Annotated in this window: 20 protein-coding genes; 12 read left to right on the forward strand and 8 right to left on the reverse strand. The window is 71.1% G+C overall.

The genetic code is table 11. The annotated features are described in order from the left end of the window. Both GTY56_RS30125 and GTY56_RS30130 read right to left on the reverse strand, forming a co-directional pair. The coding region (locus GTY56_RS30125) for a hypothetical protein (RefSeq protein WP_161368462.1) at positions 1–574 on the reverse strand (574 nt) is incomplete at its 3' end. Between the two features lie 69 nt (positions 575–643). Then, positions 644–1,984 (reverse strand): DUF2252 domain-containing protein, encoded by a 1,341-nt coding sequence (locus GTY56_RS30130; RefSeq protein ID WP_161368463.1) that lies wholly within the window; start codon positions 1,982–1,984, stop codon positions 644–646. A gap of 219 nt (positions 1,985–2,203) precedes the next feature. On the opposite strand from GTY56_RS30130, the gene dnaE reads away from it, so the two are divergent. Then, positions 2,204–5,743, forward strand: a complete 3,540-nt coding sequence (dnaE, locus tag GTY56_RS30135) for a DNA polymerase III subunit alpha (protein WP_161368464.1) — start codon at positions 2,204–2,206, stop codon at positions 5,741–5,743. 92 nt (positions 5,744–5,835) lie between these two features. On the opposite strand, the gene GTY56_RS40120 is transcribed toward dnaE, so the two are convergent. Next, a complete protein-coding gene (locus GTY56_RS40120) occupies positions 5,836–6,003 on the reverse strand; it encodes a hypothetical protein (protein ID WP_167345932.1) in 168 nt (55 codons plus the stop codon). A gap of 221 nt (positions 6,004–6,224) precedes the next feature. Here GTY56_RS40120 and GTY56_RS30140 point away from each other — a divergent pair, with 221 nt between their 5' ends. The 4 genes from GTY56_RS30140 (at position 6,225) to GTY56_RS30155 (ending at position 10,222) form a co-directional block, all read left to right on the forward strand. Next, positions 6,225–7,436 (forward strand): NYN domain-containing protein, encoded by a 1,212-nt coding sequence (locus tag GTY56_RS30140; protein ID WP_161368465.1) that lies wholly within the window; start codon positions 6,225–6,227, stop codon positions 7,434–7,436. A 134-nt stretch (positions 7,437–7,570) separates the two neighbouring features. Beyond that, positions 7,571–8,545 (forward strand): ATP-binding cassette domain-containing protein, encoded by a 975-nt coding sequence (locus GTY56_RS30145; protein ID WP_161368466.1) that lies wholly within the window; start codon positions 7,571–7,573, stop codon positions 8,543–8,545. Positions 8,546–8,648: 103 nt separating this feature from the next. After that, the gene (locus GTY56_RS30150; RefSeq protein WP_161368467.1) at positions 8,649–9,470 is read left to right on the forward strand and encodes an ABC transporter permease; all 822 of its coding nucleotides are present in this window, start codon (positions 8,649–8,651) and stop codon (positions 9,468–9,470) included. A 56-nt stretch (positions 9,471–9,526) separates the two neighbouring features. Further along, positions 9,527–10,222, forward strand: a complete 696-nt coding sequence (locus GTY56_RS30155) for an AAA family ATPase (RefSeq protein WP_161368468.1) — start codon at positions 9,527–9,529, stop codon at positions 10,220–10,222. Positions 10,223–10,237: 15 nt separating this feature from the next. Here GTY56_RS30155 and ybaK read toward each other — a convergent pair whose 3' ends face one another. The 5 genes from ybaK to GTY56_RS30180 all read right to left on the reverse strand — a co-directional run bounded on the left by ybaK (position 10,238) and on the right by GTY56_RS30180 (position 14,865). After that, positions 10,238–10,735 carry a Cys-tRNA(Pro) deacylase gene (gene ybaK / locus GTY56_RS30160; protein ID WP_161368469.1) on the reverse strand — a complete coding sequence of 166 codons (498 nt, stop codon included), beginning with the start codon at positions 10,733–10,735 and terminating at the stop codon, positions 10,238–10,240. Between the two features lie 88 nt (positions 10,736–10,823). Further along, positions 10,824–11,210, reverse strand: a complete 387-nt coding sequence (locus tag GTY56_RS30165; protein ID WP_161368470.1) for a hypothetical protein — start codon at positions 11,208–11,210, stop codon at positions 10,824–10,826. Between the two features lie 172 nt (positions 11,211–11,382). Next, positions 11,383–12,123, reverse strand: coding sequence for an LON peptidase substrate-binding domain-containing protein (locus tag GTY56_RS30170; RefSeq protein ID WP_161368471.1), 741 nt, complete (start codon positions 12,121–12,123; stop codon positions 11,383–11,385). Between the two features lie 11 nt (positions 12,124–12,134). Continuing rightward, a complete protein-coding gene (locus GTY56_RS30175; protein ID WP_161368499.1) occupies positions 12,135–13,166 on the reverse strand; it encodes a hypothetical protein in 1,032 nt (343 codons plus the stop codon). A 121-nt stretch (positions 13,167–13,287) separates the two neighbouring features. Next, a complete protein-coding gene (locus GTY56_RS30180; RefSeq protein ID WP_161368472.1) occupies positions 13,288–14,865 on the reverse strand; it encodes an oxidoreductase in 1,578 nt (525 codons plus the stop codon). Positions 14,866–15,043: 178 nt separating this feature from the next. Here GTY56_RS30180 and hisD point away from each other — a divergent pair, with 178 nt between their 5' ends. The 7 genes from hisD to GTY56_RS30210 are packed head-to-tail and all read left to right on the forward strand — an operon-like array spanning position 15,044 to position 19,990. Then, on the forward strand, positions 15,044–16,369 hold the full coding sequence (gene hisD, locus GTY56_RS30185; protein WP_161368473.1) for a histidinol dehydrogenase: 1,326 nt from the start codon (positions 15,044–15,046) through the stop codon (positions 16,367–16,369). Then, positions 16,366–17,478, forward strand: coding sequence for a histidinol-phosphate transaminase (locus GTY56_RS30190; RefSeq protein WP_161368474.1), 1,113 nt, complete (start codon positions 16,366–16,368; stop codon positions 17,476–17,478). Before hisD ends, GTY56_RS30190 begins: the two co-directional genes overlap by 4 nt. Next, positions 17,475–18,068, forward strand: a complete 594-nt coding sequence (gene hisB / locus GTY56_RS30195) for an imidazoleglycerol-phosphate dehydratase HisB (RefSeq protein ID WP_003989586.1) — start codon at positions 17,475–17,477, stop codon at positions 18,066–18,068. The genes GTY56_RS30190 and hisB overlap by 4 nt, the downstream gene beginning before the upstream one ends. Continuing rightward, positions 18,065–18,229 carry a CG2302 family histidine operon protein gene (locus GTY56_RS40125; RefSeq protein WP_202510942.1) on the forward strand — a complete coding sequence of 55 codons (165 nt, stop codon included), beginning with the start codon at positions 18,065–18,067 and terminating at the stop codon, positions 18,227–18,229. The genes hisB and GTY56_RS40125 overlap by 4 nt, the downstream gene beginning before the upstream one ends. After that, positions 18,226–18,870 (forward strand): imidazole glycerol phosphate synthase subunit HisH, encoded by a 645-nt coding sequence (gene hisH, locus GTY56_RS30200; RefSeq protein ID WP_202510927.1) that lies wholly within the window; start codon positions 18,226–18,228, stop codon positions 18,868–18,870. Before GTY56_RS40125 ends, hisH begins: the two co-directional genes overlap by 4 nt. Then, complete coding sequence (gene priA, locus GTY56_RS30205) at positions 18,867–19,592, forward strand: bifunctional 1-(5-phosphoribosyl)-5-((5-phosphoribosylamino)methylideneamino)imidazole-4-carboxamide isomerase/phosphoribosylanthranilate isomerase PriA (RefSeq protein ID WP_033310528.1); 726 nt, start codon at positions 18,867–18,869, stop codon at positions 19,590–19,592. Before hisH ends, priA begins: the two co-directional genes overlap by 4 nt. Then, positions 19,589–19,990: a RidA family protein gene (locus tag GTY56_RS30210; protein WP_161368476.1), complete on the forward strand. Its 402-nt coding sequence runs from the start codon at positions 19,589–19,591 to the stop codon at positions 19,988–19,990. Before priA ends, GTY56_RS30210 begins: the two co-directional genes overlap by 4 nt.

Raw genomic sequence — 19,990 nt, forward strand, 5'->3', positions numbered from 1 at the left:
GCTCCACCGCGACCGCGGCGACCGCCAGCAGCAGCGGCCGGAACGTCGTCGCCGTCACCGCCCGCAGCAGCTGGGCCAGGGCCCGCTCGCCGCGGCGCAGCCAGACGGCGGCGAGGAGCCCGACGCCGACGTGCGCGCCGAGCAGCAGCCAGGCGGTGGCCGGTTCGGCATGGGCGACCGCGGCCGCCAGCCGCTCGGTGCCGGTGGCCCCGGCCATCCGGGCCAGGGGTGTGCCGACCTCTCCGCCCCCGCAGAGCACGTCCAGGCCGACCGAGCGCAGGGGCCCGGCGACCGGGCCGCCCGCGCGGCCGTAACAGGCGTGCTGGCCGGTGGTGAACACCGTGTCGGCGGCCAGTTCCAGCGGGATCAGCAGGGCCGCGATCCGCCCGAAGGAGCGCTCCCGGCCCGCCAGGGCGAACGCGATCACGAACACGGCGGCGGCGACCGCGGCCACCGTGCCCACCGGCAGCGGGGCCCGGGACAGCAGCACGTGCGACGCGGTGCTGAGCGTCACGACGACGGCCGTGAACAGCGCCGCGCGTACGGCTCTGAGGCGGGTCCCGGATATGTCCATAGCGAAAGGAGAGTCTGTCATGCGGGCCGGTAAGGGACCCCTAAAGGATGCCTGTGAAAGGCCTGACCGTCACAGCCCCGGGATCCGTCCGTTGCGGAAGAGGTCCACGAAGGTCTGGTGGTCGGCACGCGCGCGTGCGCCGTAGGTGTGCGCGAAGTCGACCAGCAGGGGGGCGAAGCCCTCCTCGTCGGCCGCGATCGCCGCGTCGATGGCCCGCTCGGTGGAGAACGGCACCAGGGACTCGCCGGACTGGTCGTCCGCCGCCGAGTGCATCGTGGCCGTCGCCCGGCCGAGGTCGGCCACCACCTGGGCGATCTCCTCCGGGTCGTCGATGTCGCCCCAGTCGAGGTCCACCGCGTACGGCGAGACCTCGGCCACCAGCTGGCCCGCGCCGTCCAGCTCCGTCCAGCCCAGCCACGGGTCGGCGTGCGCCTGAAGGGCGCGCTGGGAGATGACCGTGCGGTGCCCCTCGTGCTGGAAGTAACCGCGGATCTCCTGGTCCGTGATGTGCCGGGAGACGGCCGGGGTCTGGGCCTGCTTGATGTAGATCACGACATCGTTCTCCAGGGCGTCGCTGTGCCCCTCCAGCAGGATGTTGTACGACGGCAGCCCCGCCGAGCCGATGCCGATGCCGCGCCGGCCGACCACGTCCTTCACGCGGTAGGAGTCCGGGCGGGCCAGCGAGCTGTCCGGGAGTGTCTCCAGATAGCCGTCGAAGGCGGCGAGGACCTTGTAACGCGTGGCCGCGTCCAGTTCCACCGAGCCGCCTCCGGAGGCGAAGCGGCGCTCGAAGTCGCGGATCTCCGTCATCGACTCCAGCAGGCCGAAGCGGGTCAGTGAGCGGGCGTCGCGCAGCGCGTCCAGCAGCGGGCCCTGGGCGGTGTCCAGCGTGAACGGCGGCACCTCGTCGCTCTTGGCGCCCGTCGCCAGCGCGTGGATCCGCTCGCGGTAGGCGACCGCGTAGATCGTCACCAGCTCGGAGATCTGCTCGTCGCTGAGCGCCTTCGCGTAGCCGATCAGCGCGATGGAGGCGGCGAGGCGCTTGAGGTCCCACGTGAAGGGGCCGACGTAGGCCTCGTCGAAGTCGTTGACGTTGAAGATCAGGCGGCCGTTGGCGTCCATGTACGTGCCGAAGTTCTCCGCGTGCAGGTCGCCGTGGATCCACACGCGTGAGGTGCGCTCGTCCAGGTACGGTCCGCCCCGCTTCGACCCGAACTGATCAGAAACAGTCAGGTCGTGGTAGAAGAGGCCCGCCGTCCCCCGGTAGAAGGCGAAGGCCGAGGCCGCCATCTTGCGGAACTTGACGCGGAACGCGGCCGGGTCGGCGGCCAGGAGCTGGCCGAAGGCGGTGTCGAAGACGGCGAGGATCTCCTCACCGCGGTGCTCGCCGTCGAGCTGCGGGAACGACATCGCTGGGTGCCTCCTGGTGCGTGCGTTTCAGGGCGGCAGGTCCGCCCTCTGGCCAACGTGCAGCGGCCCGCGGGAGTGCCCGCGAACCCTCGCACGAAGGTACGCGGGTCGGCCCTCCGCGTGTCAGCGCCGAGGCATAGACTTCGACGCTGCCCCCCCCAGACTGTCCGCAGCCTGCCGGGCCCCATGTGTCGTATGTTTCCTCTGGAGGCCGCAGCCGTGTCAAAGCCGCCGTTCACGCACCTGCACGTCCACACCCAGTACTCGCTGCTGGACGGTGCCGCGCGGCTGAAGGACATGTTCAACGCGTGCAACGAGATGGGCATGACGCACATCGCCATGTCCGACCACGGCAACCTGCACGGGGCGTACGACTTCTTCCATTCCGCGCAGAAGGCCGGAGTCACCCCGATCATCGGGATCGAGGCGTATGTCGCCCCCGAGTCCCGGCGCAACAAGCGCAAGATCCAGTGGGGCCAGCCGCACCAGAAGCGCGACGACGTCTCGGGTTCCGGTGGTTACACCCACAAGACGATGTGGGCGGTGAACAGCACCGGCCTGCACAACCTCTTCCGGCTCTCCTCCGACGCGTACGCCGAGGGCTGGCTGCAGAAGTGGCCCCGGATGGACAAGGAGACCATCGCGCAGTGGTCCGAGGGGATCGTCGCCTCCACCGGCTGCCCCTCCGGCGAGGTCCAGACCCGGCTGCGCCTCGGCCACTTCGACGAGGCCCTCAAGGCCGCCGCCGACTACCAGGACATCTTCGGCAAGGACCGCTACTTCCTGGAGCTGATGGACCACGGCATCGAGATCGAGCACCGCGTCCGCGACGGCCTCCTGGAGATCGCCAAGAAGCTCGGCATCCCCCCGCTGGTCACCAACGACTCCCACTACACGTACGCGCACGAGGCGAGCGCCCACGACGCCCTGCTGTGCATCCAGACCGGCAAGAACCTCTCCGACCCCGACCGCTTCCGGTTCGACGGCACCGGCTACTACCTGAAGTCCACGGACGAGATGTACGCCATCGACTCCTCGGACGCCTGGCAGGAGGGCTGCGCCAACACCCGCCTGATCGCGGAGATGGTCGACACCACGGGCATGTTCGAGAAGCGCGACCTCATGCCGAAGTTCGACATCCCGGAGGGGTACACGGAGGTCAGCTGGTTCCGCGAGGAGACCCTGCGCGGCATGAACCGCCGCTTCCCGGACGGCATCCCGGACGACCGCATGAAGCAGGTCGAGTACGAGATGGACACCATCATCTCGATGGGCTTCCCGGGGTACTTCCTCGTGGTCGCCGACTTCATCATGTGGGCCAAGAAGCAGGGCATCGCCGTCGGCCCCGGCCGCGGCTCCGCGGCCGGCTCGATCGTCGCCTACGCCCTCGGCATCACCGACCTCGACCCCATCCCGCACGGTCTGATCTTCGAGCGGTTCCTCAACCCCGAGCGCATCTCCATGCCCGACGTCGACATCGACTTCGACGAGCGCCGGCGCGTCGAGGTGATCCGGTACGTGACGGAGAAGTACGGCGCCGACAAGGTCGCCATGATCGGCACGTACGGCACCATCAAGGCCAAGAACGCGATCAAGGACTCCGCTCGCGTGCTGGGCTACCCGTACGCGATGGGCGACCGCCTCACGAAGGCCATGCCCGCCGATGTCCTGGGCAAGGGCATCAACCTCGACGGCATCACCAACCCCGAGCACCCCCGCTACTCGGAGGCGGGCGAGATCCGGGCGATGTACGAGAACGAGCCGGACGTGAAGAAGGTCATCGACACCGCCAAGGGCGTCGAAGGCCTGGTCCGGCAGATGGGCGTGCACGCCGCCGGCGTGATCATGTCCAGCGAGACCATCACCGACCACGTGCCCGTCTGGGTCAGGCACACGGACAAGGTCACCATCACCCAGTGGGACTACCCGAGCTGCGAGTCGCTCGGCCTGCTGAAGATGGACTTCCTCGGCCTGCGCAACCTGACGATCATGGACGACGCCGTCAAGATGGTGAAGTCCAACAAGGGGGTCGACATCGACCTCCTGAGCCTCCCGCTCGACGACCCCACGACCTTCGAACTGCTCCAGCGCGGCGACACCCTCGGCGTCTTCCAGTTCGACGGCGGCCCCATGCGCTCCCTGCTCCGGCTGATGAAGCCGGACAACTTCGAAGACATCTCCGCCGTGTCGGCCCTGTACCGCCCGGGCCCCATGGGCATGAACTCCCACACGAACTACGCGCTGCGCAAGAACGGCCAGCAGGAGATCACGCCCATCCACAAGGAGCTCGAAGAGCCCCTCAAGGAGGTCCTGGACGTCACCTACGGCCTGATCGTCTACCAGGAGCAGGTGCAGAAGGCCGCCCAGATCATCGCCGGCTACTCGCTCGGCGAGGCCGACATCCTCCGCCGCGTGATGGGCAAGAAGAAGCCCGAGGAACTGGCGAAGAACTTCGTCCTCTTCCAGGAGGGCGCCCGCAAGAAGGGCTTCAGCGACGAGGCCATCCAGGCCCTGTGGGACGTGCTGGTCCCCTTCGCCGGCTACGCGTTCAACAAGGCCCACTCCGCCGCGTACGGACTCGTCTCGTACTGGACGGCGTACCTCAAGGCGAACCACCCCGCCGAGTACATGGCCGCGCTGCTCACGTCCGTGAAGGACGACAAGGACAAGTCGGCCGTCTACCTCAACGAGTGCCGCCGCATGGGTATCAAGGTGCTCCCGCCGGACGTCAACGAATCGATGTCCAACTTCGCGGCCCAGGGCGACGACGTGATCCTCTTCGGTCTCTCCGCCGTCCGCAACGTCGGTACCAACGTGGTCGAGTCGATCATCAGGTGCCGCAAGGCCAAGGGGAAGTACGTCTCCTTCCCGGACTACCTCGACAAGGTGGAGGCGGTGGTCTGCAACAAGCGCACCACCGAATCGCTGATCAAGGCCGGCGCCTTCGACGCGATGGGCCACACCCGCAAGGGCCTCACCGCGCACTACGAGCCGATGATCGACAACGTGGTCGCGGTCAAGCGCAAGGAGGCCGAGGGCCAGTTCGACCTCTTCGGCGGCATGGGCGAGGCCGAGACCAGCGAGCCCGGGTTCGGACTCGACGTGGAGTTCTCGACCGACGAGTGGGACAAGACCTATCTCCTCGCCCAGGAGCGGGAGATGCTCGGCCTGTACGTCTCCGACCACCCGCTGTTCGGCCTGGAGCACATCCTGTCGGACAAGGCCGACGCGGGTATCTCCCAGTTGACCGGCGGTGACTACTCCGACGGCTCCGTGGTCACCATCGGCGGCATCATCTCCGGCCTCCAGCGCAAGATGACCAAGCAGGGCAACGCCTGGGCCATCGCCACCGTCGAGGACCTCGCCGGCTCGATCGAGTGCATGTTCTTCCCGGCGACGTACCAGCTCGTCTCGACCCAACTCGTCGAGGACGCCGTGGTGTTCGTCAAGGGCCGCCTCGACAAGCGCGAGGACATCCCGCGGCTCGTCGCGATGGAGCTGATGGTGCCGGACCTGTCGAACGCGGGCACCAACGCCCCCGTGGTCCTCACCATCCCGGCCACCCGGGTCACCCCGCCGCTCGTCAGCCGCCTCGGCGAGGTCCTCAGCCACCACAAGGGCGACAGCGAGGTCCGGATCAAGCTCCAGGGCCCCACAAAGACGACCGTGCTGCGGCTGGACCGGCACCGGGTGAAGCCGGACCCGGCGCTGTTCGGAGACCTGAAGGTGCTGCTCGGGCCGTCCTGCCTGGCCGGGTGACGCACGGATCTCGACGCGCTTGAGGGGCGTACCCGGAACCGGGTCCGCCCCTCGTGCGTTTGCGTGGGCCGCAACAGCCCGTCGCGCAGACGTCAGTTGTGGCCGAAGCTGCGCTTTCGCTTGCCGGACGGCGCCATCTCGCCCGGGGTCGCCTCGACCTCGGTCTGGGGCTCCGTCTGCGAGGCGGGGCTGCGGTCGGCCCGCTGGCCACGCTCGGTCGGACGCTGCTGCTTACGGTCACGGTTCTTGTTCTTGGCCATGGTGATGCCTCCTGTGGGGGACTAGGGGCCAGGGCCGGGACCAGATTCACACAGCCCGACAACGATCGCATGTCGGACAATTACCGTGTGTGACAGGGGTAGTCGGATCGACACGTCCCGAAACGCCACGCCGAAGATCGAGTTCCGGCCGTTAACCTCCGCGCGGTCGGGCAGACTCGAAGCAAGCCCGAAGCAAACCTCCTGGGAAGAGGGTGAGTCGCGTGGACCGCTGCATCGTCCTGGTGGACGCTGGGTATCTGCTGGGAGCCGCGGCGAGTCTCCTCGCCGGAGAGCCCTCGCGGTCCCGGATCACCGTCGACCACACCGCCCTCATCCAGGGGTTGCGTGAGCGTGCCGAATCCGACACGCAGCAGCCACTGCTGCGCATCTACTGGTTCGACGGGGCCCCCGACCGCGTCCCCCAACCCGAGCACCGCAGGCTGCGCGTGATGCCCCGGGTCACCGTCCGGCTCGGGGCCCTGACCCGCAGCGACGGCCGCTGGGCCCAGAAGGGCGTGGACGCCGCGATGCACGCCGAGCTGACCGAACTGGCCCGCAACCGCGCCTGCTCCGACGTCGTCCTCGTCACCGGCGACGGCGATCTGCTGCCCGGCATGATGGCCGCCAAGGAGCACGGCGTCGCCGTCCACCTGTGGGCCGTCCAGGCCGCCGACGGCGACTACAACCAGTCCGAGGACCTGGTCGCCGAGGCCGACGAGCGGCGCGTCCTGGACCGCACGTGGATCACCAAGGCCGTCCGCGCCAAGGACTACACGGGGGCGTGCGCGCCGCAGCCCGCGCCCCGGCCCGAGATCGCCGCGATCCTCTCCGCGCCGCTGCCCGAGTCCGCGCTCGGCGCCGCGACCGACCGGCCCGCCCAGCAGCCCCGCCATCCCGTGGCCGGCCCCGGGCAGAACGGCACCGAGGAGCGGATGCCCGCCGCCAAAGGAGTCCCCACTCCCAAGGACCTGGCCGCCCTGCGGGCCCCCGGCACCCAGCCCGCCCAGCACCCCGCCTCCGCCACCCTCCGGTGGTCCTCCGACAAAGGCTGGGTCGACCGGCCCACGGCCGAGCCCCCCGAGGCCGCCTCGATGCCGACGCTCGCCCAGCTGACCACGGCGGAGCAGCGGTGGGCGGACCGCGAGGAGGACATCACCACCGTCGGCGGCGACCCCTTCGAGGTGGGGCAGGTCTTCGCCCGGCGCTGGGTGGAGCGCCTCGGCGACCAGAACCACACGCAGAAACTGTCCGGGATGTACCCGCGCATCCCGCACCGCGTCGACGGGGAGCTGCTGCGCTACGCCGCACGCTTCGGCCTGCTCGCCCACAAGGACGACCAGATCGACGAGCGGGACCGCTACGCCATCCGGGCCGGCTTCTGGCGGGAGATCAGCGTGCGCACGGGCGTGGAGCACCCACCCCTCGACGACTGAGCGACCCCTGGGTCCTGTGCCGCGGGATTTCCCGGAACGGACCGACCCGAGAGCGGACCTGGGTCGCCGACCCCGTAGTCTCGTCCCTTGTGAGTAAGCGCGCGGCACAGGCATTTCGGCACGATGGTGACGTCGTGTGCGCGGTGCGCGGGCTGACCAAGACCTATCCGGCGCTCCGGGGCCGGCGCGGTGCCCCGGGAACACCCGAGGTCCGGGCCACGGACGGCGTGACCCTCGACGTCCGCCGCGGCGAGATCTTCGGCCTGCTCGGGCCGAACGGCGCCGGCAAGTCCACCCTCGTGCGCCAGCTCACCGGGCTGATGCGGCCCGACCACGGCGGTGTGGAGATCCTCGGCCACGACATCGTGCGCCACCCCGAGCGGGCCGCGCGGATCCTCGCCTACCTCGGGCAGGAGTCGACCGCCCTCGACGAGCTGACCGTGTCGCTCGCCGCCGAGACCACGGGGCGGCTGCGCGGCCTGGACGTACGGCAGGCGCGGGCCGAGCGGGACGCCGTCCTCGACGAACTGGGGCTCGCCCCCCTTGCCGGGCGGCCGCTGAAGAAGCTCTCCGGGGGCCAGCGGCGCCTGGCGTGCTTCGCCGCGGCCCTGGTGGGGGAGCGGCCGCTGCTCGTGCTCGACGAGCCGACCACCGGCATGGACCCGGTGGCGCGGCGGGCCGTGTGGTCCGCCGTCGACCGGCGCCGGGCCGAGCGCGGGACGACCGTGCTGCTCGTCACCCACAACGTCATCGAGGCCGAGACGGTGCTGGACCGGGTGGCCGTCCTCGACCGGGGGCGGGTGATCGCCTGCGACACCCCCGCCGGGCTGAAGGAGCAGGTCGCCGGCGAGGTGCGTGTCGACCTGGTGTGGCGGGAGGCGGCTCCGCTGCACGTGCCCGAGGTGGCCGCGCTGAAGGACCGCGTCGTGGAGTCGGGCCGCCGCTGGACGCTGCGGCTCGGACCCGAGGAGGCCCGGACGGTCGTCGCGACGGTCACCGGCGGGGCCGCCTTCGCCGCCCTGGACGACTTCACCCTGGCCACGCCGAGCCTGGAGGACGTGTACCTCGCCCTCGGCGGCGCCGTGCAGCAGGGGCTGGTGAAGGTGTGAGCGCGAGGACACCGGGCGCGCGGGCCGTGAGCAGACCGGCCGCCGTATCCGTACCGAACAGGCGACTGCCCCAGTGGACCCGAGCGAAGGGAAGCAGCGCGACGTGAGTGTCGTACCCGCCGAAGTCCTGCCGGGCAGTGCCCTGGCCGTGGAGGAGCCCGCCGCGTGTGCGGCCGAGCTCGGACCTCGGGCACGGCTGTGGCCGTCGCTGGCGGCCGTGTACCGGGCCCAGCTGTCCCGGGCGCGGGTGGCGCGGATCCCGCTGCTGTTCGTGGCGACCTTCCAGTCGGTCGGGATCATGATCCTGATGCGCGGGGTCGTGGACGACGGGGCGGAGGCGCAGGCCGTCGTCGCCGGGTCGTCGGTCCTGGTGGTCGCCTTCGTCGCGCTCAACCTGCTCGCGCAGTACTTCGGGCAGCTGCGGGCCAGCGGAGGCCTCGACCACTATGCGACGCTGCCGGTGCCGCCGGCGGCCGTGGTGCTGGGCGCGGCGGGCGCGTACGCCTCGTTCACCGTGCCCGGGACCGTCGTGACCGCGGTGTTCGGCTGTGTGCTGTTCGGGCTCCCGATGGCCCATCTGTGGATCCTCCTGGCGGTGATCCCGCTCGCGGGCGCCGCGCTGGCCGGGCTCGGTGCGGCGTTGGGACTGCTCGCGCCCCGGCCGGAACTGGCCACGCTGCTCGGACAGCTGGGCATGTCGGCGGCGCTGCTGCTGGGCGTCCTGCCGGCGGACCGGATGCCGGAGGTCGTGCGCTTCACGCGGGACCTGCTGCCGTCGACGTACGGCGTGGAGGCCTTCGCGCGGACCTTCGGACCGCGTCCCGACTGGGCCTTCGTGCTCGGTGACCTCGCCGTGTGCGGGGTCGTGGGCGTCGTCTCGCTGGCCGTGGCGACCTGGGCCTACCGCCGGGCGGCCGTCCGGTGAGCGAGGAGGGGTCGTCCGGTGACGCGGCACACGGGCGGGCCTGGCACGATGGCAGGGTGACCGCACCACTGACTCCGCCACCGCCGCCGCACGAACACTCCGCACAGGGGCCGTGGCAGCCGCCGGCCGCCGGGCCTCAGGCCCCCGGGTCGCAGCACGCCGAGTACGACGGGCACGGCTGGTACGGACAGGACGGCCCCGGGATGAGGACGGAACTGCGGGAGTCCGCCGTGATCGCGGTGGCGGTGGCGCTCGGCGGGGTGCTGCTCGGAGTGCTCTGGTGGTGGCTCGCGCCGCACGTGCCGCTCGTCGGCGACGTGGTGGAGAAGAGCTGGGTCGTCTACCTCAAGGACACCGAGGGGGAGCAGGCCATCGGGGTCGACGGCACGTTCACGCTCCTCGGGCTGGGCTTCGGCGCCGTCAGCGCGCTGGTGGTCTTCCTGCTGCGGCGGCGCGGAGGCGTGCCGCTGGTGGTGGGACTGGCCCTCGGAGGGCTGCTCGGCTCGTTGCTCGCCTGGCGGGTCGGGGTGTGGCTCGGGCCCGCCGAGGACGTGATCGCGCAGGCCCAGGCCGTCGGGCGGGGCGTCACGTTCGACGCGCCCCTGAAGCTGGGCGCGAAGGGGGCGTTGCTGGCCTGGCCGCTCGCCGCTCTGGTGCTGCACCTCGGGCTCATGGCCCTGTTCGGCCCCCGGGATCCGGAACCGGAGTTCGCGGCCGGGCCGTACCAGGAGTCCCCCCGCGGCCAGGGCTGATCCCGACGAAAGGCCCTAACGGCCGATGGGCGCCAGGACCGCCTCCGTCAGCTTCCGGAGGTCCTCCGGAGCGAGCTCCACCTCCAGGCCCCTCCTGCCCGCCGACACGCAGACCGTCGCGTGCGCGGCGGCCGAGGCGTCGAGGACCGTCGGCAGCTTCTTGCGCTGCCCCAGGGGCGAGATGCCACCCCGGACATAGCCCGTCGTGCGCTCCGCGAGCGCCGGGTCGGCCATCGCCGCGCGCTTGCCGCCCACGGCCGCCGCCAGGGCCTTCAGGTCCAGCTGGCCCGCCACCGGGACCACCGCGACGGTCAGCGTCCCGTCGACGTCCGCGACCAGGGTCTTGAAGACGCGGTCGGGTGAGACGCCCATCGCCTCGGCGGCCTCCTCGCCGTAGGAGGGGTGCGAGGGATCGTGGTCGTAGGCGTGGACGGTGTAGGTGACGCCCGCCGCAGTCAGGGCCACGGTCGCGGGTGTGCCGCCGGACTGCTGCTTCTTCGACTTCTTCGCCATGGAGCGGCATCCTGCCAGACGGTGCCATGCGGACCGCCCCGCCCGGAGAGGTTCCCGGACGGGGCGGCACACGAGGTTCTGCTCCGGGTCAGCAGGTCGCCCACGGGGTCTCGAAGGTGCCCTGGCCCTCGACCTTGATCAGGCCCTTCCAGTCCACGTCACAGCGGTAGCTCATGGTCCAGGTCTGGGTTTCCCGGTCGCCCGTCGAGATGGTCTCCGTCGGGCCGTACGTGCTGCCACCGTTGGTGGTGCGGTAGCCCAGCTTCGCCCTGATCTGGCTGCCGGCCTTCTTCGTGTAGAAGACCTCGACGCGGCTGGGGCTGGTGTTCAGCGATATGCACAGCTGCCCGTTGCTCATGCGGGTGCACTCGACGCGGTCCTGGGCCCCGGCGGGCGCCGCATGCGCGGGCGCGACCAGGAGCGTGGAACCGATCGCGACACCGGCGGCGACGGCAAGAACGCGCGCACGACTCATTGTGTATCCCCCTAAATGCGGTCATGGCCATGATCATGGCCGGTCAGGCTTGATCATAAGCAGGCCGATCACGGAGGCCCCACAGGTTTTCAGTCGTCCCGGTGGCCGGATCCATCCCTTGTGCCCCGGCGGGAAACCGTCCTCCTCGTTCCCGTCGAGCCGTGGCCGTCCCTCAGTTGAGACTCATCGGGCCGCGCGTCAGCTCCGACGCCGGCAACGACGGCAGACTGCGGATGATCGCCGTTTCGGAGCGAAGGAGTTTCAGCTCGTCGCGCAGGCGGGACGCGGTGTCCGGGGCCTGGAGCAGACGCTGCTTGGCGGGGGTGTCCAGCATCATCGCGGCCGCCACGAGGTACGACACCACGCCCGGCTCGTCCGGCAGTTCGGCCCCCGTCGCCAGGGACCGCTCCCGCGCCCCGGCCAGCCGCTTCTGGTACTGGCGGAAGGACCGCAGCACCCCCTCGGCCAACGGCGCGGCCTCGTCGCCCGGTTCCTCCTCCAACGGCTCAAGATCGGCCGTCAGGAAGGGCCCGGACGCCTCGACCGACAGCAGCTTCACCCGGGTCGTGCCGGTCGCCAGCACCTCGAAGGAGCCGTCGGTGCGCTCCCGGATCGTCGCCGCATCCGCGATGCAGCCCACCTTGTGGAACGCCTTGACCGGGTCCGGGCCGAAGCCGGCCGCCGGTCCCCGCTCGGGCAGGGCCGTCGGGTCGGGCATGCCGGGCGCGGTCGAGGCCACCTCGTGGCCGTCGCGGATCGCCACGACGGCGAACCGGCGCGGCTCGTCCTCGGGCGTCTTCAGCAGCTCGCGCATCATGGCGCGATACCGCTCCTCGAAGACGTTGAGCGGGAGCACGAGCCCCGGGAACAGCACCGAGTTCAGGGGGAAGAGGGGGAGCCGGACGGTGGTCACGACGTAAAAGCCTAATGGTCGCCGGGACGGACTCGCCCGCCCCGTTCACTCCGTGGATCCCCGGACGGGTTCCCGGCCGCTCCGACCCGGATGTCCTCGCGCACCCGCAGGAAGTGTCCGAGGGGGTCGTCCGACACCCGGTCCCAGGGGAAGGAGGTGGCGTACGGGCCGTTCAGGCGCAGTTGCTCGATGGCGTCGGGCCAGCGCTCCAGGCGCACCAGGACGAAGATCAGCAGGTTGCGCATCCGGGCCGGCCAGGGGTCGGCCGCCGGCAGCCGCGGGGAGAGCGCGATCGCCCGGTCGGCCGCCGCGTCCAGCCGCTCGCGCGGGATCTCGGGCCCGCAGTCGTCGGTGAGGTAGCCGAAGGCCGCCCGCAGCGGCAGGGCCTGGACGAGCGCCCCGGCGGGAGCGTCCTGGGCGGCCCGGTCGGCGAAGTCGAAGCACTCGTGGTGCGAACCGTGCCAGTAGGTGGACAGGTAGCGCAGGGCCGCCACATGACACCCGTAGTGGTGCGGGGCACGGCGGACGGCCGCCGCCCACAGTTCCTCGAAGTAGGTGTGCCCGGCCTGTGCCCCACGGGCGTGGTCGAGCGCGAGCCGCCACGGCACCGGGTCCCGCTGGTCGCCCCGGGCCGCTGCCGTGATCAGCGGGCTCACCTCGCGCAGCAGCTCGGCCCGGGCCGGTGACTGCCAGGCGCGGTCCACCGCCAGCTGGGCCCCGACCAGCAGCGCGTCGGGGTCCTGCGGGGCGGTGGCGAGCCAGGCGTCCAGCCACTCGGGCCGCGAGCGCGCGAAGGCGGCCAGCCGCGTCACGTACCGGTCGCGCCGCTCCCACTCCGAGGCCGCGCGGGTGGCCAGGAGCAGCGAGGCGGCCGGGACGTGGTCACCCCGGGCGGCGGCGACCAGCGCCGGGCTCAGCCGGGCGTCGGGCGCGTCGAGCAGCACCTCGTCGTCGGCGCACGTCTCGCCGACGAGGTGGGGGGAGGTCCTTGCCATCCGGCTCGCACGGATGAACGGGAGCTGCATTGCCATGGTGCCGACCATTGAAAGTCCGCTGCTCATGACGGCGCCAGAGTGTTCATGGAACCTGCGGAAAGTTGTACATCCAATGGTCAAGAGAACGTAAAACCGTGACAGTTGCATAACTGTGGTCACACCAGCACCATCAGTTGCGGCGCAGCAGCCGCGTCGCGCCCGCCGCCACCGTCGTCGCCAGGATCCAGCCCAGCAGGATCATCGCCGTCGCCAGCCACTGCCAGCCCCCGCGCAGCTGCCAGAAGCCCACCTGGCCCAGGTCGATGACCGGCAGCAGCAGATCGAGAGTGAAGAGCGTGGGGTTCCACTCCGGGTGCTCGCCCCGCTTCATCGGCGGATGTCCGGCCCGTGCGAAGGCGAAGGAGCCCGCCGCCCACAGCACCGCCATCCACACCGCGGCCCGGCCCGGCCGGTAGCCGTAGGCGACCGTCCAGTCCTGCGCGTACCCCCACAGCTTGGCCGCCATCGGCAGGCTCTCGCGATGCCGGCGCTGCTTGGCGAGCAGCACCTCCCGGGCGTCCTCGTCCTCCCCGCACGCCCGCAGTACGGCCGCGAGCCGCTCGTACGGCTCCGGGTTGTACTCGGCGGTCGCCGCGGCCACCCAGTCCAGCCGCTCGGCCGGCGGGAACGGCCCGCGCGGCACGAGGTTCTCGTAGGCGAAACCGCCCATGTGCAGCCGCCCGGGGCCCGGCCAGGCGTCCGCCCGGTCCATCAGGTTGATGACCTTCGCCCCGGACAGCACCACCCGGCCGCGCGCCGGCTGCTCCCCGAGGAACCGCAGCTCCGGCGTCTGCACCCGGCGCAGCGACAGCTCCTGGTCGTCCGTGAGGGTGAACCTGGCCCGCTCGAAGTCGACGGCGTCGCCGAACCGGCCGTCGTCCAGCCGGATCCCGCCCTCGCAGGCGAAGCGCTGGATCCGCGTCCCCTGTGCCGGGGTCATCCCGCTCATCGCCTGGGCGCCGACCCCCGCGGGCGTCAGGTACAGACTGCGCTCGACGGTCAGCTGCGGCGCGTTCAGCGCGAGCCGCTCGTAGGGGTTGGACAGACGCGCACCGCGCAGGCTGAGCGAGACGCCGACGGTGGCGGCGCGCAGGCTCAGCTCACCGTGCGACTCCAGCAGCTCCGCCTGTAAGTCCTGGCCGACGGTCAGGCCGTCCGCCGCGATCGACCGGCCGCTGTGGTCCCGGTGCACGATCGCCTGGTTGAGCATCAGGTCCGTGCCGATCTGCGCGTCCGTGAGCCGGATGCCGTGGTGGAAACGGCAGCGCGGCAGATGGAGGTCGCCCTCCGTGTGCACCCGGGCCGCCTCCAGCCGCGGCACCGAGCAGTCCACCATCCGCAGGGTGGTGAAGCGGGCCTCCGGCAGCAATACGTCCTGCTCGAACCGGCACCGGCGCAGCTCGACGTACGGCACCACGGTGCCGCCCGCGAGGTCCAGTGAGCCGCTGACCTGCACGCCGATCAGCTTCAGCGACGACACGCGGCCGGCCAGGGCGGGCGGGCCGTCGAGGAGCAGCCAGCACACGACCCGGGCCCGGACGGTCCGCTCCTCGCCCCACGGGCGGCCGCCGTGCGGGTCGTCCTCCAGGGCGTCGCCGCTGCTCAGGTCGTACACGGTGCCGTTGCGGAAGGCCTGCCACATGCCGGCCTCGGTCGCGGTCAGGTCGTCGGGCACATCCCCGGCACGGACGCCGGCCCCCTCGGTCACAGCTCTTCCATCCTCCCCAGGTACTCGCGGGTCACTTCCCTCGTACACCTGTTCATGCCCGCTGGGTGACCTGCCGAACACTCCACGTGAGGGTGATCTTCCGGCGTCCCGCGGCGTTCTGTATCAGCCATTGATACGCGCGAACGACGCCTCACCCGGGTCTGAGAGAATTGAGCACGTGATCTCCCGAATCGATCTGCGCGGCGACGCCCTCGTCGAGGGTCCTGCCCTGCGCGACCTGCTGCCCCGAGCCGACTTCGACGTAGCGGCCGCCCTGGAGAAGGTGCGGCCGATCTGTGAGGACGTGCATCATCGGGGCGACGCGGCGCTGATCGACGCCGCCGAGCGGTTCGACGGGGTCAGGCTCGACCAGGTACGAGTGCCGGCCGCCGCGCTCACCCGCGCGCTGGAGGAGCTCGACCCGGCCGTGCGCGCGGCCCTGGAGGAGTCCATCCGCCGCGCCCGGACCGTCCACCGCGAGCAGCGCCGCGAGACGCACACCACCCAGGTCGTGCCCGGCGGCAGCGTCACCGAGAAGTGGGTGCCGGTCGACCGCGTCGGGCTCTACGCGCCCGGCGGCCGGTCGGTGTACCCGTCCTCCGTGATCATGAACGTGGTGCCCGCGCAGGAGGCCGGCGTCGGGTCCGTCGCCCTCGCCTCACCCGCCCAGGCCGGCTTCGGCGGCCTGCCGCACCCGACGATCCTCGCCGCCTGCGCGCTGCTCGGCGTCGACGAGGTGTACGCCGCCGGCGGCGCCACGGCCGTCGCGATGTTCGCCTACGGCACCGAGTCCTGCGCGCCCGCCAACATGGTCACCGGCCCCGGCAACATCTGGGTCGCCGCCGCCAAGCGCTACTTCACCGGCAGGATCGGCATCGACGCCGAGGCAGGCCCGACCGAGATCGCCGTCCTCGCCGACGACACGGCCGACCCGGTGCACGTCGCCTCCGACCTGATCAGCCAGGCCGAGCACGACCCGCTGGCCGCCGCCGTCCTCGTCACCGACTCCGTCGAACTCGCCGACGCGGTCGAGAAGGAACTGGAGCCGCAGGTCGCCGCCACCAAGCACGTCGAGGACCGGATCGTCCCGGCCCTGTCCGGCAGGCAGTCCGCGATCGTGCTGGTCGACGGCATCGACGAGGGCCTCAAGGTGGTCGACGCGTACGGCGCCGAGCACCTGGAGATCCAGACGGCCGACGCCGCCGCCGTCGCCGACCGGGTCCGCAACGCCGGAGCGATCTTCATCGGCCCCTGGGCCCCGGTCTCCCTCGGCGACTACGCGGCCGGCTCCAACCACGTCCTGCCCACCGGCGGCTGCGCCTGCCACTCCTCGGGCCTGTCCGTCCAGTCCTTCCTGCGCGGCATCCACATCGTCGACTACACGCGGGACGCGCTGGCCGAGGTCGCGCACCACGTGGTCACGCTGGCGGAGGCCGAGGACCTGCCGGCCCACGGCGCGGCGATCAAGGCGAGGTTCGACTGGAAGGTTCCCCAGGGCAAGTGAACGACGTACGCATCGACGATCTCCCCGTACGGGACGAGCTGCGCGGCAAGTCCCCCTACGGCGCGCCCCAGCTGGACGTCCCGGTCCGGCTGAACACCAACGAGAACCCCTACCCGCTGCCCGAGCCGCTGGTCGAACGCATCGCCGAGCGGGTCCGGGAAGCGGCCCGCAATCTCAACCGCTACCCGGACCGGGACGCGGTCGAGCTGCGCACCCGCCTGGCGGAGTACCTGACGGACACCTCCGGCCACGAAGTCGGCGTCGCCAACGTCTGGGCGGCCAACGGCTCCAACGAGGTCATCCAGCAGCTGCTGCAGACCTTCGGCGGACCGGGCCGCACCGCCATCGGCTTCGAGCCGTCGTACTCGATGCACGGCCTCATCTCCCGCGGCACGGGCACCGGCTGGATCTCCGGCCCCCGCAACGAGGACTTCACGATCGACCTCGCCGCCGCCGAGAAGGCCATCGCGGAGAACCGGCCGGATGTCGTCTTCATCACCACCCCCAACAACCCCACCGGCACCGCTGTCCCGCCCGAGACGGTCCTCGCGCTGTACGAGGCCGCACAGGCGGCGAAGCCCTCGATGGTGGTCGTCGACGAGGCGTACATCGAGTTCAGCCACGGCGACTCCCTGCTGCCGCTGATCGAGGGCCGCCCGAACCTCGTCGTCTCCCGCACCATGTCGAAGGCGTTCGGCGCGGCGGGCCTGCGCCTCGGCTACCTCGCGGCCCACCCGGCCGTCGTCGACGCCGTCCAGCTGGTCCGGCTGCCCTACCACCTGTCGGCCGTCACCCAGGCGACCGCCCTGGCCGCCCTGGAGCACACCGCCACCCTGCTGGGCTACGTCGAACAGCTCAAGGCCGAACGGGACCGCCTGGTCACCGAACTGCGCGCGATCGGCTACGAGGTGACCGCGTCGGACGCGAACTTCGTCCAGTTCGGCCGGTTCGAGGACTCCCACGAGACCTGGCGGAAGATCCTCGACCGGGGCGTCCTGGTCCGGGACAACGGCGTGCCCGGCCGGCTCCGGGTCACCGCCGGAACCCCCGAAGAGAACGACGCGTTCCTCGACGCGGTACGTGCACTGAAGAAGGAGCAGAGTTCATGAGCCGCACCGGACGCGTGGAGCGGACGACCAAGGAGACCTCGGTCCTCGTCGAGATCGACCTCGACGGCACCGGCAAGACGGAGATCTCCACCGGCGTCGGCTTCTACGACCACATGCTCGACCAGCTCGGCCGCCACGGTCTGTTCGACCTCACCGTGAAGACCGAGGGCGACCTGCACATCGACTCGCACCACACCATCGAGGACACCGCCCTCGCCCTCGGCGCCGCCTTCAAGCAGGCCCTCGGCGACAAGGTCGGCATCTACCGCTTCGGCAACTGCACGGTCCCGCTGGACGAATCCCTCGCCCAGGTCACCGTCGACCTGTCCGGCCGCCCCTACCTCGTGCACACCGAGCCCGAGAAGATGGCGCCGATGATCGGCGAGTACGACACCACGATGACCCGGCACATCCTGGAGTCCTTCGTGGCGCAGGCGCAGATCGCGCTGCACGTGCACGTGCCCTACGGACGCAACGCGCACCACATCGTGGAGTGCCAGTTCAAGGCGCTCGCCCGGGCCCTGCGCTACGCCTCCGAGCGCGACCCGCGCGCGGCCGGCATCCTCCCGTCCACGAAGGGCGCCCTGTGAACGGCATCTCGACCCTGCTGATCGTCGTAGGGCTGTTCCTCGTCGGCGGGATCTACTCCTTCATCAAGCAGAAGATGCCCAAGGGCCTGATCGTGCTGCTGTCGATCGGCGCCGCGATGTGTCTGGTGGCCGGTGTCATGAGGCTGGAGGTGTGGAATTGAGCGCCCCGCAGAAGAAGGTCGTCGTCTTCGACTACGGCTTCGGCAACGTCCGTTCCGCCGAGCGCGCCCTCGCGCGCGCGGGAGCCGACGTCGAGATCACCCGTGACTACGACAAGGCCCTGAACGCCGACGGCCTGCTGGTGCCCGGCGTCGGCGCCTTCGCCTCCTGCATGACCGGCCTGCGCGAGGCCCGCGGCGACTGGATCGTCGACCGCCGGCTGTCCGGCGGCCGCCCGGTCATGGGCATCTGCGTCGGCATGCAGATCCTCTTCGCGCGCGGCATCGAGCACGGCGTGGAGAGCGAGGGCCTCGACGAGTGGCCCGGCTCCGTCGAGCCGCTTCAGGCCGACATCGTGCCCCACATGGGCTGGAACACCGTCGAGGCGGCGCCCGGTTCGCAGCTGTTCGCCGGCCTCGACCCGGACGCCCGCTTCTACTTCGTGCACTCCTACGCCGTCCACGACTGGTCGCTGGAAACGCACAACCCGGCGATGACGGCCCCCAAGGTCACCTGGTCCACCCACGGCAAGCCGTTCGTCGCCGCCGTCGAGAACGGCGCCCTGTGGGCCACCCAGTTCCACCCCGAGAAGTCCGGCGACGCCGGAGCCCAGCTCCTCACCAACTGGATCGGAACACTGTGAGCAAGCTCGAACTCCTCCCCGCCGTCGACGTCCGCGACGGCCAGGCCGTCCGTCTGGTGCACGGCGAGTCCGGCTCGGAGACCTCCTACGGCTCCCCGCTGGAGGCCGCCCTCGCCTGGCAGCGCTCCGGCGCCGAGTGGCTGCACCTGGTCGACCTCGACGCCGCCTTCGGCACCGGGAACAACCGCGAGCTGATCGCCGAGGTCGCCGGCGCCATGGACATCAAGGTGGAGCTGTCCGGCGGCATCCGCGACGACGACACCCTCGCCGCCGCCCTCGCCACCGGCTGCAAGCGCGTCAACCTGGGCACGGCCGCCCTGGAGACCCCGGAGTGGGTCGCCAAGGTCATCGCCGAGCACGGCGACCAGATCGCCGTCGGTCTCGACGTCCGCGGCACCACCCTGCGCGGCCGTGGCTGGACCCGCGACGGCGGCGACCTCTACGAGACGCTGGCGCGCCTCGACAAGGAGGGCTGCGCCCGGTACGTCGTCACCGACATCGCCAAGGACGGCACGCTCCAGGGCCCCAACCTGGAACTCCTGCGCAACGTGTGCGCCGCCACCGACCGCCCGGTCGTGGCCTCCGGCGGGGTCTCCTCGCTCGACGACCTGCGCGCCATCGCCGACCTCGTCCCGCTCGGTGTCGAAGGAGCCATCGTCGGGAAGGCGCTGTACGCGAAGGCGTTCACCCTGGAAGAGGCCTTGGAGGCTGTGTCGTCATGACCGTACGGCGTGTGCAGAGCGGAAGTCCCTGGGAAGAGTCCTTCGGTTTTGCACGCGCCGTCGCGGCGGGCGACCGCGTGCTGGTGGCGGGCACGACCGCCTTCAAGGGCGACGTGCTCTACGGCGAGGGCGACCCGTACGAGCAGGCCAAGGTGGCCTTCACCACCGCCCTGGAGGCGATCGCCGAGTTCGGGCTCACCCCCGAGTCGGTGATCCGCACCCGTGTGTGCCTGGCACACGCCCGGGACGTCGACGCGGTGGGCCGCGCCCACAAGGAGCTGTTCGACGCCGTACGCCCGGTCACGACCCTGCTGGTCGTGCAGGGTTTCATCGACTCCCGGGTCCTGGTGTCGGTGGAAGTGGAAGCATTCAGAGGGACACCCTCAGAGGAACACTAG

The sequence above is a fragment of the Streptomyces sp. SID5643 genome (genome assembly GCF_009872555.1).
GTDB lineage: Bacteria > Actinomycetota > Actinomycetes > Streptomycetales > Streptomycetaceae > Streptomyces > Streptomyces iakyrus.

Bases quoted from the DNA above. Each gene is read 5' to 3' on its own strand.
- hisB (WP_003989586.1), top strand. From the start codon at position 17,475: ATGAGCCGCACCGGACGCGTGGAGCGGACGACCAAGGAGACCTCGGTC.
- GTY56_RS30175 (WP_161368499.1), bottom strand. From the start codon at position 13,166: ATGGTCGGCACCATGGCAATGCAGCTCCCGTTCATCCGTGCGAGCCGG.
- GTY56_RS30130 (WP_161368463.1), bottom strand. From the start codon at position 1,984: ATGTCGTTCCCGCAGCTCGACGGCGAGCACCGCGGTGAGGAGATCCTC.
- GTY56_RS30210 (WP_161368476.1), top strand. From the start codon at position 19,589: ATGACCGTACGGCGTGTGCAGAGCGGAAGTCCCTGGGAAGAGTCCTTC.
- GTY56_RS40120 (WP_167345932.1), bottom strand. From the start codon at position 6,003: ATGGCCAAGAACAAGAACCGTGACCGTAAGCAGCAGCGTCCGACCGAG.
- ybaK (WP_161368469.1), bottom strand. From the start codon at position 10,735: ATGGCGAAGAAGTCGAAGAAGCAGCAGTCCGGCGGCACACCCGCGACC.
- GTY56_RS30165 (WP_161368470.1), bottom strand. From the start codon at position 11,210: ATGAGTCGTGCGCGCGTTCTTGCCGTCGCCGCCGGTGTCGCGATCGGT.